A 16,007-nucleotide genomic window follows, 5' to 3' on the forward strand; every position below is an offset into this window, starting at 1 on the left:
TCAGGGTTAATAGGAGAGCTACAGAAAATGACCAATCCCGCACCAGGATTTAAAGAGAACCCCTACCACAAAGTAGAGATTTCACCACTAAATAGAAAGGTGCAAATATACTCTCAGGGGGTAACAATAGCATCGACAGATAAAGCACTCTCTGTAAAAGAATCCGGCCTACCTGAAGTCTTTTATATTCCATTTGACGACGTAAAACAGAAAATGCTAATAGAAAGCAAAACTACCAGCTACTGCCCATTTAAAGGCCAAGCCAGCTACTGGTCAATTCAGGTTGATAGTAACAACATTAGCGATGCTGCTTGGCAATATAAAGATCCGTATGATGAATGCCGTTTCCTTAAAGGGCATATCGCTTTTTATTCCAGCAAAGTAGACATAATTTAAAACTAACAGCCACAAACGGATAAACAAATGAGAAAATTTGAAACTATTTTCATAACAAGATAAAAAGTAGTATTAACCTAAAAAAGACCGGGATGATCCCGGCCCTTCATGTATATATTACCAGTAAAAAGTAATTTGGCCTGTCAATTACTTACAGATATCCTGCTTCTGCACCACATCGTACTTTTTCAATAACTCCTTGTAGCGGCTAGTACGACACAACTCTGTCAATCCACGATTAAAATCATCTCGTACCTTTTGATCTCGGAACCCCACACGGAAATCTGTCATTAGGGGAAAAATCTGGAAAAGGTTGACCTGATCCATTTTGTGCCCCATTTTATTACTGAAAAACTTGAACAGCTCCATATCCACAACCGCCACCACATCTTTCATTTTCCAAAACTGTGCAACCAGGTCGGGGGCAGTTGGCGCCTGAATAATATTCTGACGTTGCGTTCCGTTCGGACCATACATATTTTTAAACTCAGGCCCCAAATCCATTGGAGCACCTTGCCAGGTAATTACCTTCTTACCAGCAAGGTCCGCAATGCTGTCAATCTTCATTTTATCGCTGGCTTTGGTAATGGCGTAATTGGCAAAGCTGATCATATTGTTGGAATAAAAAAGATCATCGTCTTTTTTCATCACATTGACCGCCGCCTGTACTTTGCCCTGCTCCAGAGCCGGAGCGGTTTCCGCAAACCCCATCTGGACAAATTCCAAGGAGTATCCCGGAAGTGCCTCCCGCACAATATCTATTTCCAGGCCACTGGTAGCATTATTGATCACATAAGGCGGAGCATCGCCGGCAATCGCCACTTTCAGAGGCGTACCGCCCGACTGGGCTACCGCTTGGAGCAGGACACCGAATATCAATATGGGAGCAGCAATTAGGGAACGCATACGCATAAATATCTCCACAGTGATAGAAAAATCACCCTGACGTCATAAGTGTTGGCACCTTAAGGCCATTTTTCAAGTCGCTGCAATCAACTAAATGGTAAAACTTTAATAACCAAGAGGCTTGAAAGAAGCGCCTAACTCCCCAATTCTGAAATTATTGAAACAGAAACCGAAAAACAGATAGAAATCACCTGAATCTTAACCAAAGGTCTATTTCTCAGGCAGACTGTAAGGTCAAACTTGCAAAGTGTATGAGTTGGGATACCCAATAATTGCAAGAAAATCCACGAGGTTAAATCCAGAAAGGGAACTGCGGAATGATGTCCGATATAGAGCTGTTGATTGAGTACGAAACCGCCTTACACTGTGCAGGAATCCGTAGAAATCGGACAATAGTGGAGAAGCTATTAAACCCAGCTTTTTATGAGGTAGGGAAGTCTGGGCGCAGTTTTGACCTCAACTCGATAATTACACTGATGCAATCCAAAGAAAGTAGCGAGGGGGAAATCCACAGCCAGGATTACCACTGTACAGCACTCTCTGAATCTGTACGACTGCTACTTTATCGCAGCGCTCACCGCCATCAACAGGGTAACTATTCAGACTTCTGCAAGCGTTCCTCTATTTGGGTACTCAATAATGATCAATGGCAAATGATTTACCATCAAGGCACTCGTTGTGAAGCTTTTGAAATTGGCGAGAATATCTCCACCAAACGGTCAGCAATAAATCTATGAGCGCTTTTATCATTGTTATCCTGCTCGCCCTAGCAGTTTGGTTTGTGCCCCACTTCTATCGCCGCTGGCGTATCAGACACCGTCGCTCACAAGCACTCACTCCGGAACAATTGCAGCTGGTTCGTGAGATGCTCCCCCTATATCGCTACCTAAATGCCGACCAGCAACAAGAACTGCGTGGTAATATTGCACTCTTTCTACACGATAAGGAATTTGTCGGTTGTGATGGCCTGCAGGTTACCGAGCAAATGAGAGTTGCAATCGCCGCTCATGCCTGCCTGCTGCTGCTAGGACGTAAGAATGAATGCTACCCTAACTTGTACAGTTTACTGCTTTACCCGGATACCTATGTCGCTCACGAGACCCGCAGGGAAGGCTTTATAGAAACAGCCAAGCGCAGTGCTCGGGAAGGCGAGGCCCACTACCGAGGACCAGTTGTACTTTCCTGGGGAGACCTGGAAGAAGACTTGCAATTTCCTCAACGAGGACACAATGTTGCTCTGCATGAATTCGCCCACAAGGTAGATGAGGAAGATGGTTTCTTTGATGGTCGCCCTCTATTTGAAAAAGTAGACGAAGGGGCCAACTGGGCCGAGGTAATGAGCCGGGAGTTTCATCGCCTCCGGCAAAGAGCCGAGTATGGCCAAATCCCGGGAGATACCCCCCCTGTGCTGGATTTATACGGCGCTCAATCTCCAGCCGAATTTTTTGCGGTAGCAACTGAAAGCTTCTACACGGTTCCCATCGCCATGAGGGCGTTACACCCTGAACTTTACGCAGAACTAAGCCGGTTCTACCGGCTGGATCCCGCCTTTCTCCTTAGTGGAAAAAGTGCAGTGACTCCAGGCTTATAAACCCCTAGAAAGCCACCTAGAAGCACAATAGAAACTGAACATGTAAATATTTAGGGTATTTACTTACTTATAGTCAAAACTTCCGCAACGACTACTTATACACACTTTTTCCTGTTAATGTGAAGCTAATTTCTTCCAGTATTAAAAAAGAGAGAAGAGATTATTTACGACTAACAAGGATGGAAAATCTACTACCCAGTGCTCCAGCCCAGTGCTTCAGAAAGTACCGAGAATAGATCCATATCTGTATTACTTATAGGGAAAAATCATAGTGAGTGAATACGCAGAATTTACTGACGAGAACTTTAGGCTTCTAGTTTTGGAAAAACTGATGTATTTCCATAAAGTCATCCAACCGGAATTTAATGTTTTCGAGTTTGCTGCCAATCATCTAGGGAGAACAATAGATATAGAAGAAGAAGGTTATGACCCGATCCATGAAGTGCAAGATTATTTTCGAAGAATAGAAATAAAGAAAGAGTGGCTCACAGATATCACAGAACTTCGTCAGGAAGGCAGTTACCCTATCTGGACTCAAATCATTCCATTTTGGTGCGGAACAACAGACGATTTTGACATACGCTCAACTGCAGATACGAATCTCCTACCTAACCTGAAAAAGCTTATCCTTTTTTACAATGAAGAAAATCCGGAAATTCTGGAGGAATTCAAAGCCAAAGGAATTGATGCAAAGTGGGTCTAAACAGAAACTAAGACAAATTACATAATAATTAGCGATGCATCACTGACCAAGGGAGCTGCAAGACAGGCCGAAAGCCCCAGCCTGTCCCACACTGTAAAAGTACTATTTTTAGACGGGTTGCACTTCTTCTAAAGTTCGAAACTTAGCTTTGGCAGCAGGTTTCTCCGGCATCGGCAGAGCAACAGGCACCTGTTGCGACTGGCCAGTGGCCATAACCACAGTACTGCCGTGGCGAGCGGCGCTCACCAGTGCATCATTGTCGGCGATAGCAGTCATAAATCGTAAAGCCTCATCGGCACTGGTGCCGGCATTAGTTAACACTTTGACTGCTTCAGCGGCACTCTCGGCATAAACTCGACGCGCTTCACCCATTTTCTCCATACGAATCTTAACCGATTCACCGTCGGCTTTGGCCTTGCCCACTTCCCGCTCACGGATTGCTTCGGCTTCATAGGTAGCCGCCTGCTTCTCCCGCTGCATTTCCATTACCTTGTTAGCCTGGACTTCGACAGACTTGGGCAGACGCGGCTCATCCGAAAGCACATCGACTATCTCAACGCCAAAGTCGTGAAAAAAATCACGTAAGCGCTCTTTGGCTTTATCAGCTATCTGTTCTTTTTTGTTGTACACATCTTCAAGTTCAATGCCATTCGCTACCGGAATTGCAGCATCAGTGGCAAAAGACTTCAGCTGAGATTGGTAATTCTCCAGATCATACAACGCTTTATATGCAAGCTTCACATCGGACGATACCTGGTGCTGTACTTTAAGTACTAAACCGAAGGTAACATGATTGCTGGTCTTCAGGTTAAGATCCACCGGCGTCTCGTGCAGAGCTGTGGATGCCTTTTTATCCACCCATGAGAGGTAGGGAATAATCAAGTTGAATCCAGGAGTAGCGGTCTTCCAGTATTTGCCAAGAAATAGCACAAAATGGTACTGCTTTGGCTTAACGATAACAATGGCTTTTGGCAGCAGGAAAACTATAGCCAGAATGAGCACAATAGCCCAAGAGGAAATATTTATAGAGAACTGTTCGAGCATATCTTCTTTTAATCCTGAGCAAGGAATCTACCAGAATGACAATCAGGGTAATATCCTCCCAGATTTATCATCACTGATCTTATTAGGGTTATGGAACTACGAATCTTTTGGATATTATTGAGAGTATAGTTTTTGTCATCAGCAATCAATCTATGACCGAGAGATTCAAAAATACGGAAACAGTCAGCTTCAACCCATCAATGAATCATCTACCTATTCTCTCTCACCCTCTTCCAAGTTTTTACAATCACCTCTTCTTTATTATGACACTGATACCTGGGAGATCTTACCAGATCACAACTTGTAATTATATGAAGTGACTTAGACACACCTACTAGTACTAGGCGGCCAATAAAAGGAGAGAAATGATCGCAGCAAACGGTAGCCATGGAGCGAAAAAAGTTATCTGTCATCATCCTAGTGACCATCCACACCACACCCTCCGAATTTGGCACCTCCTCATCATCACCAGCGCACTGGCATCCAACCAAACACCCAGAAATTTATTCAGACAACTCTAAACGAAGGTACCAACGTATCGACTTAAAAATAAATTCAAAAAAAACCAAGACTTATACACAAACAATTTATTAGAAAAAGAAAAATGCGACTCAAAATTTACTCACTCACAGGTTTAAATGTAATATTAGCAGCTCCCCCCCAATATACGATCAAGTTGCACGCTGTGCCAATCAAACTCTCATACGAAATAAAGGAAAAATAAATGAGCTACTTACAAGAAGGTGGATGTTTTTGTCGCAATGTACGTTACAAAATCAAGGGGGAACCTGTATTACAGCTTTTTTGCTTCTGTAGTGATTGTAGAATGATAACCGGATCAGATGCCTGGCCAGGATTTATGGTTAGGAGTTCAGATTTCTTATGCTCACTAGGTATTCCAAAAATCTACAAAAAGGTATCAAGTGAAGGGCGGACCGTAAAACAACATTTCTGCAAAAACTGTGGCTCAAATCTTTGGGGTGAGACAGAGTTCGGCCTGATTAGTGTTGGAGCAGGCACTTTAGACAACCCAGATATATTTAACCCATCCAATAAGGTTTTCACATCTGGAGTTCCTCATTGGGCAAGAGTCCCAGAAAATCTAGAGAGCCTCTAGTTAAGCGTGGCCTCAGAAACATAGCCAAAAGAGCCTGTACCAATTTGGGCAATTAACATCGAAAAAAATAGAAAGTAGAATTTTTACAATGAAAGTTTATAGTTACAGTATTTTTGGTCGAGAAGTTATAATTGAAAGGCATAATGACGGCTGGCTGGCATTCTTCCAAGGTCCTGAAGGAAAGCGAAGACCTGCAGGGATAATTATACCATTTGAGATTACCGAGGGGGAACTAGCCCAGTATTTATCAGATTTATGCCATGAATGGGCGTCGGAAAGATATCAAGATGTGATACTGTTGAAGGAAACAAATATCTCAACATGACAGCAGTCCTTAATATAAAATCATAATTGCAAATAGTAGTCACCAGTCCCCTACAAAGAAAAATCGAATATTTTAATAATAATCGAACTTGGAGATAACCACTTGCGATACCCAGCAATAGACATTACCAGAGGTATTTTAGTCGTTGTTATGGCGCTCGATCACACTCGAGATTTCTGGACAGCCATTCAGTTTGACCCCCTCGACCTATCCCAAACCTCTGTGATGCTATTTCTTACCCGCTGGATCACACATATTTGCGCCCCTGGTTTTATTTTTTTAACCGGGCTAAGTGCCTATTTACATGGTAAAAAGTTAAACTCCAAGCAGGAACTCTCTCAGTTTTTGCTGGTAAGGGGCCTGGTACTAATCCTCCTGGAGCTTACATTAGTTAATTTTTCCTGGCAGTTTGATTACAACTATGCCTTTGTTCAGGTTATATGGGCGCTGGGACTATCAATGATACTACTAGCAGGCCTGATTTACCTCCCCAATAAGTTGACCCTTATAGCCTGCCTGGCCTTAGTTGGATTGCATGGCTATATAAACGATAATTACATACGCCAACTACTGGGAAGTTACGAGTGGATATGGATCCTGGCTCATGTTCGCAGCGGATTCAGGCTATTTGAGTTTGATACCGGAATTTTCGCCGCCTACAATATCATCCCTCTATTTGCCCTTATGTACCTAGGGTATGCATCTGGCACTCTATATGAACTGGAGGCAAAAAAAAGGGTACACTTTCTCCTAATGGCAGCAGCAGTACTAGCGATTCTATTCTTTAGTTCAAGGTTTATTGGCTTTGGGGACCCCCATGTCTGGAATCCTGATGAAGGTATTCTCGGCTTTATCAATACTTCCAAATATCCAATGTCATTTAACTATATAGTAATGACTATGTGTATAGTATTATTAACAATGGCATTAGTAGAAAACAGAAAAAACAAGGTATTAAATATATTTCTTATGTTCGGCCAGGCATCACTCTTTTTCTATCTCTTACATGTACCGATTATCAATTTAGCCGCTCACCTTTGGACATATCTGGAATTTGGAGTTGCAACCAACTTCTTCAATGGCACTAAAGTATGGCCAGAAGGCTATGAGCCAAACCTGGCGCGAACCTACTTATTCTGGATTGTACTTATCGGCACATTGTATTATCCGTGTAAGAAGTACCTAAAAAAGAAAAAAGAGAGCAACTCGGTAATCTATTCATACGTATAGATTAGCTGAGGATCAGTAGCCAGAAGCTGGTACAAAACTGGATCGTTCTGCGATCCAGTTGAGATATTTTTGAGGTCTGAGAAAAAATGAAATATAGGTTGCAGGCGGCTATAAACTAATAATCCTTTTTCCACTGCAACTCTACACTGCCAGAACCACTATCTCCATCATCTGCGGTTTTGAACTCCAAGTTTAGGTTTTCACGCAATTCTATTTGCATTTCCGCCTGCCAGGGGCTCAGCGGATCGGTGCTGCGTTGCAACTCTACATAAATCCGATTGGTAATATATTTACCCAAACTAAGGGCATATTCTTCGCCCTCATCTCCTTCCTCCTGTTCAATATTAAGTGTATCGAGACGCAGCAATTCACGGGTTTTTGCTACCGGGTCGAGCACGGCACGACCGGTTTGTAGGCTACGCACCACGCTCACCAGACGTACGGCTTGTAGCGGTGAAATATCTGATAGAGACTTGCCAAATAGTAATTGCGCTAAAATTTCATCCTGAGAGGCTGAAGGATCTGAGCTGAAAGTAATATCCAGGTCAGTTGCAGAGCCTGAAATATTTGCTGTGATTTCACCATCGCGATAGCTATAAACACCCTCGACAAACACTGCCACTTCATTATTTTCGAAGCGAATCTCTCCCTCCTGAAGATTAAACTTCTTACCTAGCAGGTCAAAACTGCCGCGCACGATAGTCAGCTCACCTGAGGCTTCCGGTTTGGCCGCAGTTCCGTGAATATCCACTTGACCGCGCAACTGCGAGTTAAGTCCAAGTCCGCGCACATAGGACTGCTGATCCAGAATCACCTCGACTCCCAAACTGATCTTGCTAAGCAACAGCGGTGCACGCTCCACCTGTGGGCCATCCACCTGGACCTCCACTACTTGAATTTCCGGAACCGTGCTGCCAATCCACTGCTCAATCTGTACTGCCAATGGTCGCAGGGTAAAACGACCGGTGATTTGCGCATCCTCAGTCGAACCCGACAGGGTAGCTTCTCCAGAGATTGCACCGCGTACTCCCGGAGTATTCAGTAAGTGTGCCCTATTCAGATTTAAGCTTAAGCTCATCTGAGGCGGTGCCTGCTCGGGAAAAAACACGGCCCCTCCCAAACTAATCGTACCGCCATCAACAACTGTGGCACTGCCTCTTTCGACAAGCCACTCTCCCGGGATCAAGCGTGTATAAAAATCAATATTGGTAATACGGGTGTGGCTTGGGCGGTGCTCATAGCTTGCTCCACTCAGTTCTATCCCACCAACAAGGTGAGGCTCACCCAAAGTGCCGACACCATCCGCTGAGAAACTCAGCAAACCGCGCATTACATGTATCCTGGGGTCAATAAATTCAGCAACGACAGACAGATCTGCGGAACCACTGCTCACCAGCTGTAGAGGAATATCGCTCACAGACCCCGCTGAGCTATCAGAAAACAACCGTTCAAAAATGGGAGAAATCAATAACTTGGCACTGCTATCTATTGCACGGCGACCATCGTGCTCAGCCACGAGAGATACCTGCAATTCCCCACCTTCGGTATGCCATTCAAGCACTGTTGAGAGAGGCTGCACCTGCACACGCCCTTGCTCACGGCCGGGCGTATAACCACTGATTCGCAATTCCCCTTCAAGCTGTGGCTGACGTGGACTGCCAGTAATACTTGAGTACAAAACGACATCACCCTGCTCAGGTGTATTAAACGGTAACTCTCGTGAGAGATCTTCCAGTGAGGCCCTGCCCTGCAGCTGCAGATCCAGCCGCTGCTCGTTGAGACTACCGTGGGCCCACAACTGGTTGCGCCCCGCCCACAGAAATTCCAGCCCGTCCACAACCAGACTCTTATCCGCATAATCAAGCACTCCCTGCAACTGCCAGGGTTCATGGCGATAGCCACCCTGGGCCAGCACACTGGCGCGTACTTCAGGGTTGGTAAGTGCTCCCTTGATCTCGCCATCCAGGCTAAGCTCGCCTTCCAGGGTCTTGGGTAGCGGCAACCCTAACACCTCGAACAGGGGTAGCGGCAGGTTGCGCGCACTCACCCCCAGCTCAAGCCGACCCAGCTTTGGCTCAAGTGCTCCCTCAGCTTCAATCAGTGCAATTCCCTCGCGCCCCAGGCGCTGGGCTTCCTTTGCAAGTTCGGTGAGACGGCTCGCATTTTGCTCGGGCTGACTCGCCCCTTTTTGCATACTCGGGATAGTGGTCGGTGACTGGGGGCCGCGGAATTGCCCCATGTCGAAATGGTCTATGGATCCGTTGGCATATAACTCCACACGCAACCCTTGCAGATTAATCTTTTCGAGGTCGCCGCTGGCATCACCCTTCAGGTTGTATCGGTATTCGTGAACCAGGCCATCGGATTCCAGGCTAGTATTCAGGCGCGGATTGGACCAGGGACCTTCCACACCAACCTGCCCCTGCAGGCCCAAGCTAACACCCTTAGCTGAAGCGAGACCGAGATCTTCACTTGGGTTGAGATTGCGAATATCTACCTGCAGCTGCAAGTTCAGTGCTTCAGACTCAATATCTACAGTGCCACCGCCAAGGATATTTAACTTGTCCCCCACCAGGGAAAAATCCGTAATGGTTAGCCCCTTCAAGTTTCCATTGACTCGGGCTGTCAACTCATTCTGTAAATTTCGGTAAACCGATACAGCACTCAAATCTCCCTGCAAATCCGGGTTATCCCAAGGTCCCTGTGCGGTTAGCTGTAATTGGTGCAGAGTACCGGAAAAGTCATCAGGGATTTTCAGCTGCTCTGTTTGCGGGAGGGAAAATAGAAGGCGGCGAATCTCCTCAACTCCCAGCTCCTGCACGGCCGCACTCATATCCAGGGTTTTATTTTCAGTATCTATACTGCCCGCGGTACGCATCTGTGCCCCAGCAAATTCCAGCCGCAGGGACTCCAGGTGAATCATTCCCTGTATGGTATTTACCTCGCCTATCAGCTCCAGGGGCTGTTCCCGATAACTACTGTTCAGTTTTACCTGGCCAGAAATATCGGGCAGCGGTAATGTGCCGGAAACTGTTAAGCCAGCACTGAACCAACCGCTGTGCAAGACATTTTGCCAAGGGCGGGAAAGTGTAATAGGTAAGCGATTGAGATGAAGCTCTGCGCTGATATTGTCAGCGCTAATATTGCCAGACAAGGTGCTGCGTTTACCATCCACTTGTAGCCAGATGCCATCTGTATGCACCCGCCAGGGAAACAAATCAAAAAGCAAACTGCCTGTCAGCGCCAGTTTGTGCTGGGAAAAAGGTGTGGAAAGAGACTCAATATCAACCTGTATCTGTTTATCGCGACGGCGTAGGGAAATTTTTCCTCGCGCATCCAGCCCCTGCCCCTGAGGTAAATGCAACTGCCGCCCAACAAATCCCTGTGCTTTTTCACTGGCAGAGAAATCCAAAACAAATCGCCCGGGCTGACGCTCGCGCCCATCGGCAATAAACTGCAAATCACCACCACTTAATTCGCGAATTTCCAGCTGTAATTGGGTGGGCTGCCCCTCCCACCGGTAGAGGCTGTTGCCATACACAGAGATCGCAGGGATATCGGTTATCTTGCTGCTGATCAATTGCAATCGCTCAAGCCGTAGCTCCCCAAGGCGGAACCTAGGTACTAAGGTTTCCCAAGTGGTGGCTTCTCTATTACCAGCCTCTTCCTGTAAATCCTGAGCGGTTTTCTCTTCCGCTCGAGCCAGGGATTTCAGTAGTTCATCGAGTACATCAATATTAAATAGAAAGTCCTTGACTACAACTCGATCAATATTGACAGGATTACTGGAAAAACTTTGCAGCTCCAATTCCAGTTGATAACCCTCCGCCAGGGTATTGCTCTCAAAATCTACCCGAAGACGCTCAAAAAACCATGCGCCGAGGCGCTCACTGCCAATTCCCTCCGCCTCAATAGAGAGGCCGTCTATCACCTGCTCCGCCCCATAAAAAGCTGTACGAGTAAGACTGACCCGCCCCTGTTCAGTACCCAAGAAATAAATCAATGAAAGTACAATCAGTAAGCACAGGCCGGTTAGAAGCGATCCCCCAGCACCAAAGGATCGCCACAGTCCTCGCAGGAGAGCACCCAGCGCCCGGGCCAAACCTATTGCAAATGCGTTCAACCTGGCCATCAGAAAGCCTGCCCCAGGCTGATATAGACCTGGTAACGATCATCCACACCATCGCGGCGATCCAGGGGAAAGGCGAGATCGAAACGAATGGGGGCAAAAGAGGTGATATAGCGCACACCAAAACCTGTGCCCCAAAAAAGGTCTGAAAAGTTAGGGCTCGGATCTTCGTAGGCATTCCCGCCATCAAGGAATAAGACCCCACCCCAGGTATCCGTAAAACGAAAGCGCCCCTCAATAGAAATCTCACTGAGACCGCGTCCACCTATTGAGTCGGACAGGGTTTCCTCGCCGTCCTCATTAATTTCAACAATACGCGGCCCCAACTCCTGGTAGCCATATCCACGCACCGAACCGCCGCCCCCCGCATAAAAGCGCTCATCCGCAGGAAGTTCCAGGTTGGCCGCACCGGTAATAGCCCCCGCTTTAATACGCAAGGCCAGTGTCGGTTCGTAGCGCATAGACTCTGCCGTTTTATAAGCAGTCAGTTGCAGGATATTTTTTACAAAGGACGTACTGTTTTTGTTTAAGTCCAGATAGGGCTTAATTTCCAATGCGGTGGTAGCCCCACGACGAGCATCCAGTGGTTTATCTGTAGTATTCAGTTTAAAACCAAGGGGAAATGCCAGCAGATGGTAGTTCTCATCCGGGTCCCCATCCTCCACAGCACCATCCACTTTTTCATCCACACGGCTGAATTTGAGTTCAGCCCCCGCGCTAATAGTGCGGTGCTTGCTCAATTTTCGCGACACCAGCCCCTTGAGAGTCAATGCTTTGGAGCGATAAGAATCTACATCTTCACCGGTAAGGGCCACGCTCGCGGTAAAGCGCTGCTTGTCCCTAAAGAAGCGCGGTATGGTCAGTTTGCTCTCTATAGTCTGCTTGACTTTGTTTACCTTGCTTTCAACTTCCAACTTTTCACCGCGATGAAAAATATTGCGATGCTCCCAACTGGCGGACACACCGGGGCCCTCATCAGAGGTGTATCCCACCCCCAATGTAACTGTACGGTGGTTTCGTTCTTGCACAATAAATATGACATCCACCAAGCCGTTATAGGGTTCCGATACCTGATGAGTCACATTGGAAATTAAATTCGTGCGCAATAATCGCAACTGGGCTGCATCCAATTTGCTGCGGCTGAAACAGTCTCCAGGACTAATATTCAACTTGCTGCGCAAGTAGTCTACTTCAATTGATGTAGCGCCGAGAATTTGTACATCGCCCACCATTACCTCCGGGCTCGGCGCTACACGGTACACCAGGCGAGCAGCGGCCTCCTGGTGGATCACTGTAGCTTGGTAGGTAACATCGACATTGAGCAGACAGGCATTATTGTTGAGGTACGTGGTTATCTTCTGCACGCCTTCGAGTACCTCATCGGCCTGAAGCGGGTCGCCAACTGAGATAGGCAAGCCGGGAAAGCCCGCACGCAGTTCTACAGGCATTTCAATATCCAGACTTTTGATCAGGTACTGTGGGCCTGGTACAACCTGGTAAACAATTTCATTGCTCAGTACAGACTCTCGTACAGTAGCGTCATAGTACCCCTCCGAACGCAGCAATTTTGCGAGGTTGCCGCGTTCGTAGTGGACTACATCCTGTGGGTCTTCATAGCTCTCAAGGGCGCTGCTGTTCTTGCGAAGTTCATTGAGCTCTTTACTCAATTTTTCTTGCAGCTGGGAATCACCTTGTACATACAATGAAAAGCTAGGTAATTTGGAGAAAAAAGGGATAGCTATTGCCTGCTGCAGAGGCAGCAATGCAAAACCGATAAGCAGGGAGATAAAGAGAGTTCGCAAAATATTAATCCGTTGACCGCAGCGGCTACTCCGCGCACTTCCAGGTATCCATTCCCTTCACATACGATTTTGCCCCAGAACTGGTAATGTCCAGGTGAAGTTTGCCGGCGAAAAGCAAAGCAATTGATAGCTTCACATTGCATCAATCGCCGGCCAGGAATAAACAAGTAGCTTATGGCTGGGAGCTGAGATTGCCAAGTAACGGATTACAATCCTGAATTATCACTCGCCCTTCGAGAATATTTCCCTTGGAGTATTCAGTGAAAATACATTGATTGGTTTTGGGGTCGTAGTTCTCAATCCAGAGATTGTCCTCTTTCCAGGTGGCGCCAATATGTCGGTAACCATCGGGCACGGAAATACGCATCACCCCACCGAAGCGTTTTACAAAGACCTGTTCGTAGTGGAAGTAATACGCCAACCAACCCGCAAAGAAGAAAACTGCGGCCGCAATAGCGCCAATTTTCAAGCTGCCCATACGGCTGCCAACAAAAAGGGAGAGAATGACCAGGGCGATAACCGCCGCCCAATATAGATAAGTAACCATACCTGTTCTTCTGCCTTGAATTTATTGGTATTACTATATGGCAAGGGTAGCGCAGAACGCGGGTAAACAAAATGACGCCCGCCTACGTACCCTTCCCCCTTAATTAATAGCTTCAGTCCTCAGCCAGAGCCGGCAGGTTTTCGAACTGTGCCAGAGCCTCAGGGTTAGCAAGGGCTTCCTTATTCTTGACCAACTTGCCGTGCACCACATTACGCACTGCCAACTCGACAATTTTTCCGCTAATAGTACGCGGAATATCCGCCACCTGAATTACCTTGGCCGGTACATGACGCGGGGTAGTGTTAGCGCGAATAGTGGAGCGGATTTTCTGCACCAAATCCTCATCCAGTTCCACTCCCTCACGAAGCACAACAAAGAGCACCACGCGTACATCATCCCGCCACTGCTGGCCGATACAGATACTATCGAGCACTTCCTCCACCTTCTCCACCTGGCGGTAAATCTCGGCGGTGCCGATGCGTACGCCACCGGGATTCAGTACCGCATCGGAGCGACCATAAATAATCACCCCCCCATGGGAGGTAATTTCCGCATAGTCACCGTGCGCCCAAACGCCCGGCCAGTTTTCAAAATATGCACTGTTATATTTTGTCCCATCGGGGTCATTCCAGAAGCCGATCGGCATACAGGGGAAGGATTTGGCGCACACCAGCTCCCCTTTCGCTGCAGTTACTGGTTTACCATCGTCATTCCAGACCTCCACAGCCATACCCAAGCCGCGGCACTGAAGTTCTCCCGCATAAACCGGCAAAGTCGGGTTACCCAGGGCGAAGCATGAAATAATATCGGTGCCGCCGGAAATAGAAGACAGGCACAAGTCTTTCTTTATGTCTCGGTAAACATAGCGGAAGCCTTCATGGGCCAGTGGCGAGCCGGTAGACAGCACCGCGCGCAGCTTCTCCAGTTTGTGGCTTTCCCGAGGCTTACAGCCGCTCTTCTCCAGGGCGGCAATATACTTGGCGCTGGTGCCGAATACGCTAATGCCTTCCTCATCTGCCATATCCCATAGGCCCCTGGCCTCTGGATAGAAGGGAGAGCCATCAAACAGCACCAGAGTTGCACCGCAAGCCAGGCCACTTACCAGCCAGTTCCACATCATCCAGCCGCAGGTGGTGAAGTAGAACAGGGAATCCTCACGACGCAAGTCGCAATGTAGGCGATGCTCCTTCAGATGTTGGAGTAAGGTACCACCCACCCCGTGCACTATGCACTTCGGCACTCCAGTAGTACCCGAAGAGTACATGATATACAGGGGGTGATCGAATGCGGTCTGGGCAAAGGTAAGCTCGCGCTTGGGCGCTGCAGCTTCAAACTCCGACAGTAACACCACTTTATCCAGCGGTTCTGCCGCTAGTACTTGAGCCGTTTCCTCTTGAGAGCGGGCGACAGGTACCACCACCAGCTTCTCAATAGAATCGATACGGGCCACTATCTCACGCAGGCGCGGCAGCGAGTCGATCACTTTGCCGTTATAGAGATAGCCCTCACAGGCAAATAGCACTTTCGGCTCCACTTGGCCGAAACGGTCAAACACGCCATTAATGCCAAAGTCCGGCGAACAGGAAGTCCAGATAGCACCGAGGCTAGTAGTTGCCAGCATGGCCACTACGGTATCGATCACATTTGGCATAAAGCCAGCCACACGATCCCCTTTGGACACGCCCTGATTGGCCAGGGCTGAAGCCAAGCGCTCTACCCGGTCATACAGCTGCGCGTAGCTGAGCTGGCGGCGGCTACCATTCTCCAGGCGTTCTACTAAAGCCGGCTTATCGTCGCGGTAGCGCAGCAGGTTCTCAGCAAAATTAAGTTGTGCACCGGGGAACCACTCAGCACCCGGCATACTGTCGCGGCCCAAGATCTCTTCTCCGCGCACACCAGCTTCTACTTCGCAGAAATCCCACAAATCGCTCCAGAAGTCCTCGCGCTCTTCAACAGACCACTGGTATAGCGCGTTGTAGTCTTCCAGCTGTAGCTGGTGTTTCTCATTAACCAGCCGGCGAAACTCATCCATTTGGGTTGAGGCTATGGCCTTTGGGCTCGGTTGCCAAAGGGGTTGTGCATTGTCCTTCATCTCAACAGACCTTGTAGGTTCATTATTCTCGGTGATTGTTTGACCTTCGCCAGGGCGAAAGCGGCAATCATGCCTTGCCCGACGACTTTAAACTATTTTAATCTTTCGATGGTTTCTTTAATAAA

General features: G+C 47.6%; 13 protein-coding genes. 7 read left to right on the forward strand and 6 right to left on the reverse strand.

The genetic code is table 11. The annotated features are described in order from the left end of the window. Positions 1 to 27: 27 nt before the first annotated feature. A complete protein-coding gene (locus ACJJI7_RS00220) occupies positions 28 to 396 on the forward strand; it encodes a DUF427 domain-containing protein (protein WP_444901174.1) in 369 nt (122 codons plus the stop codon). A gap of 147 nt (positions 397 to 543) precedes the next feature. On the opposite strand, the gene ACJJI7_RS00225 is transcribed toward ACJJI7_RS00220, so the two are convergent. Continuing rightward, on the reverse strand, positions 544 to 1,308 hold the full coding sequence (locus ACJJI7_RS00225; RefSeq protein WP_444901173.1) for a substrate-binding periplasmic protein: 765 nt from the start codon (positions 1,306 to 1,308) through the stop codon (positions 544 to 546). A gap of 311 nt (positions 1,309 to 1,619) precedes the next feature. Between ACJJI7_RS00225 and ACJJI7_RS00230 the strand changes: the two genes are divergently transcribed. The 3 genes from ACJJI7_RS00230 (at position 1,620) to ACJJI7_RS00240 (ending at position 3,596) form a co-directional block, all read left to right on the forward strand. Next, positions 1,620 to 2,039, forward strand: coding sequence for a nuclear transport factor 2 family protein (locus tag ACJJI7_RS00230; RefSeq protein ID WP_020413567.1), 420 nt, complete (start codon positions 1,620 to 1,622; stop codon positions 2,037 to 2,039). Beyond that, positions 2,036 to 2,893, forward strand: a complete 858-nt coding sequence (locus ACJJI7_RS00235; protein ID WP_444901172.1) for a M90 family metallopeptidase — start codon at positions 2,036 to 2,038, stop codon at positions 2,891 to 2,893. Before ACJJI7_RS00230 ends, ACJJI7_RS00235 begins: the two co-directional genes overlap by 4 nt. 271 nt (positions 2,894 to 3,164) lie before the next feature. After that, positions 3,165 to 3,596, forward strand: a complete 432-nt coding sequence (locus ACJJI7_RS00240; RefSeq protein WP_282952815.1) for a DUF6892 domain-containing protein — start codon at positions 3,165 to 3,167, stop codon at positions 3,594 to 3,596. Positions 3,597 to 3,704: 108 nt separating this feature from the next. On the opposite strand, the gene ACJJI7_RS00245 is transcribed toward ACJJI7_RS00240, so the two are convergent. After that, the gene (locus tag ACJJI7_RS00245; RefSeq protein ID WP_020413570.1) at positions 3,705 to 4,640 is read right to left on the reverse strand and encodes an SPFH domain-containing protein; all 936 of its coding nucleotides are present in this window, start codon (positions 4,638 to 4,640) and stop codon (positions 3,705 to 3,707) included. Positions 4,641 to 5,364: 724 nt separating this feature from the next. Here ACJJI7_RS00245 and ACJJI7_RS00250 point away from each other — a divergent pair. From ACJJI7_RS00250 to ACJJI7_RS00260, 3 genes are all read left to right on the forward strand, one after another. Next, positions 5,365 to 5,757: a GFA family protein gene (locus tag ACJJI7_RS00250; protein ID WP_083922733.1), complete on the forward strand. Its 393-nt coding sequence runs from the start codon at positions 5,365 to 5,367 to the stop codon at positions 5,755 to 5,757. 88 nt (positions 5,758 to 5,845) lie between these two features. Further along, positions 5,846 to 6,082, forward strand: coding sequence for a DUF7661 family protein (locus ACJJI7_RS00255; protein ID WP_020413571.1), 237 nt, complete (start codon positions 5,846 to 5,848; stop codon positions 6,080 to 6,082). A gap of 150 nt (positions 6,083 to 6,232) precedes the next feature. Further along, positions 6,233 to 7,312 (forward strand): acetyltransferase domain-containing protein, encoded by a 1,080-nt coding sequence (locus tag ACJJI7_RS00260; protein ID WP_475717151.1) that lies wholly within the window; start codon positions 6,233 to 6,235, stop codon positions 7,310 to 7,312. 115 nt (positions 7,313 to 7,427) lie between these two features. Here ACJJI7_RS00260 and ACJJI7_RS00265 read toward each other — a convergent pair whose 3' ends face one another. The 4 genes from ACJJI7_RS00265 to ACJJI7_RS00280 form a co-directional block, all read right to left on the reverse strand. After that, complete coding sequence (locus tag ACJJI7_RS00265) at positions 7,428 to 11,444, reverse strand: translocation/assembly module TamB domain-containing protein (protein WP_282952812.1); 4,017 nt, start codon at positions 11,442 to 11,444, stop codon at positions 7,428 to 7,430. Beyond that, complete coding sequence (locus ACJJI7_RS00270; RefSeq protein ID WP_282952811.1) at positions 11,444 to 13,243, reverse strand: autotransporter assembly complex protein TamA; 1,800 nt, start codon at positions 13,241 to 13,243, stop codon at positions 11,444 to 11,446. Before ACJJI7_RS00270 ends, ACJJI7_RS00265 begins: the two co-directional genes overlap by 1 nt. Before the next feature lie 172 nt (positions 13,244 to 13,415). Continuing rightward, positions 13,416 to 13,790 carry a hypothetical protein gene (locus ACJJI7_RS00275; RefSeq protein WP_020413575.1) on the reverse strand — a complete coding sequence of 125 codons (375 nt, stop codon included), beginning with the start codon at positions 13,788 to 13,790 and terminating at the stop codon, positions 13,416 to 13,418. A gap of 112 nt (positions 13,791 to 13,902) precedes the next feature. Beyond that, on the reverse strand, positions 13,903 to 15,882 hold the full coding sequence (locus tag ACJJI7_RS00280) for an acetoacetate--CoA ligase (RefSeq protein WP_444901170.1): 1,980 nt from the start codon (positions 15,880 to 15,882) through the stop codon (positions 13,903 to 13,905). Positions 15,883 to 16,007 lie beyond the last annotated feature (125 nt).

The organism is Microbulbifer variabilis (genome assembly GCF_056232115.1).

Coding starts and splice junctions, on each gene's coding strand:
- ACJJI7_RS00280 (WP_444901170.1), bottom strand. CDS start 15,882: ATGAAGGACAATGCACAACCCCTTTGGCAACCGAGCCCAAAGGCCATA.
- ACJJI7_RS00275 (WP_020413575.1), bottom strand. CDS start 13,790: ATGGTTACTTATCTATATTGGGCGGCGGTTATCGCCCTGGTCATTCTC.
- ACJJI7_RS00250 (WP_083922733.1), top strand. CDS start 5,365: ATGAGCTACTTACAAGAAGGTGGATGTTTTTGTCGCAATGTACGTTAC.
- ACJJI7_RS00220 (WP_444901174.1), top strand. CDS start 28: ATGACCAATCCCGCACCAGGATTTAAAGAGAACCCCTACCACAAAGTA.
- ACJJI7_RS00235 (WP_444901172.1), top strand. CDS start 2,036: ATGAGCGCTTTTATCATTGTTATCCTGCTCGCCCTAGCAGTTTGGTTT.
- ACJJI7_RS00230 (WP_020413567.1), top strand. CDS start 1,620: ATGATGTCCGATATAGAGCTGTTGATTGAGTACGAAACCGCCTTACAC.
- ACJJI7_RS00225 (WP_444901173.1), bottom strand. CDS start 1,308: ATGCGTATGCGTTCCCTAATTGCTGCTCCCATATTGATATTCGGTGTC.
- ACJJI7_RS00265 (WP_282952812.1), bottom strand. CDS start 11,444: ATGGCCAGGTTGAACGCATTTGCAATAGGTTTGGCCCGGGCGCTGGGT.
- ACJJI7_RS00255 (WP_020413571.1), top strand. CDS start 5,846: ATGAAAGTTTATAGTTACAGTATTTTTGGTCGAGAAGTTATAATTGAA.
- ACJJI7_RS00245 (WP_020413570.1), bottom strand. CDS start 4,640: ATGCTCGAACAGTTCTCTATAAATATTTCCTCTTGGGCTATTGTGCTC.
- ACJJI7_RS00260 (WP_475717151.1), top strand. CDS start 6,233: ATGGCGCTCGATCACACTCGAGATTTCTGGACAGCCATTCAGTTTGAC.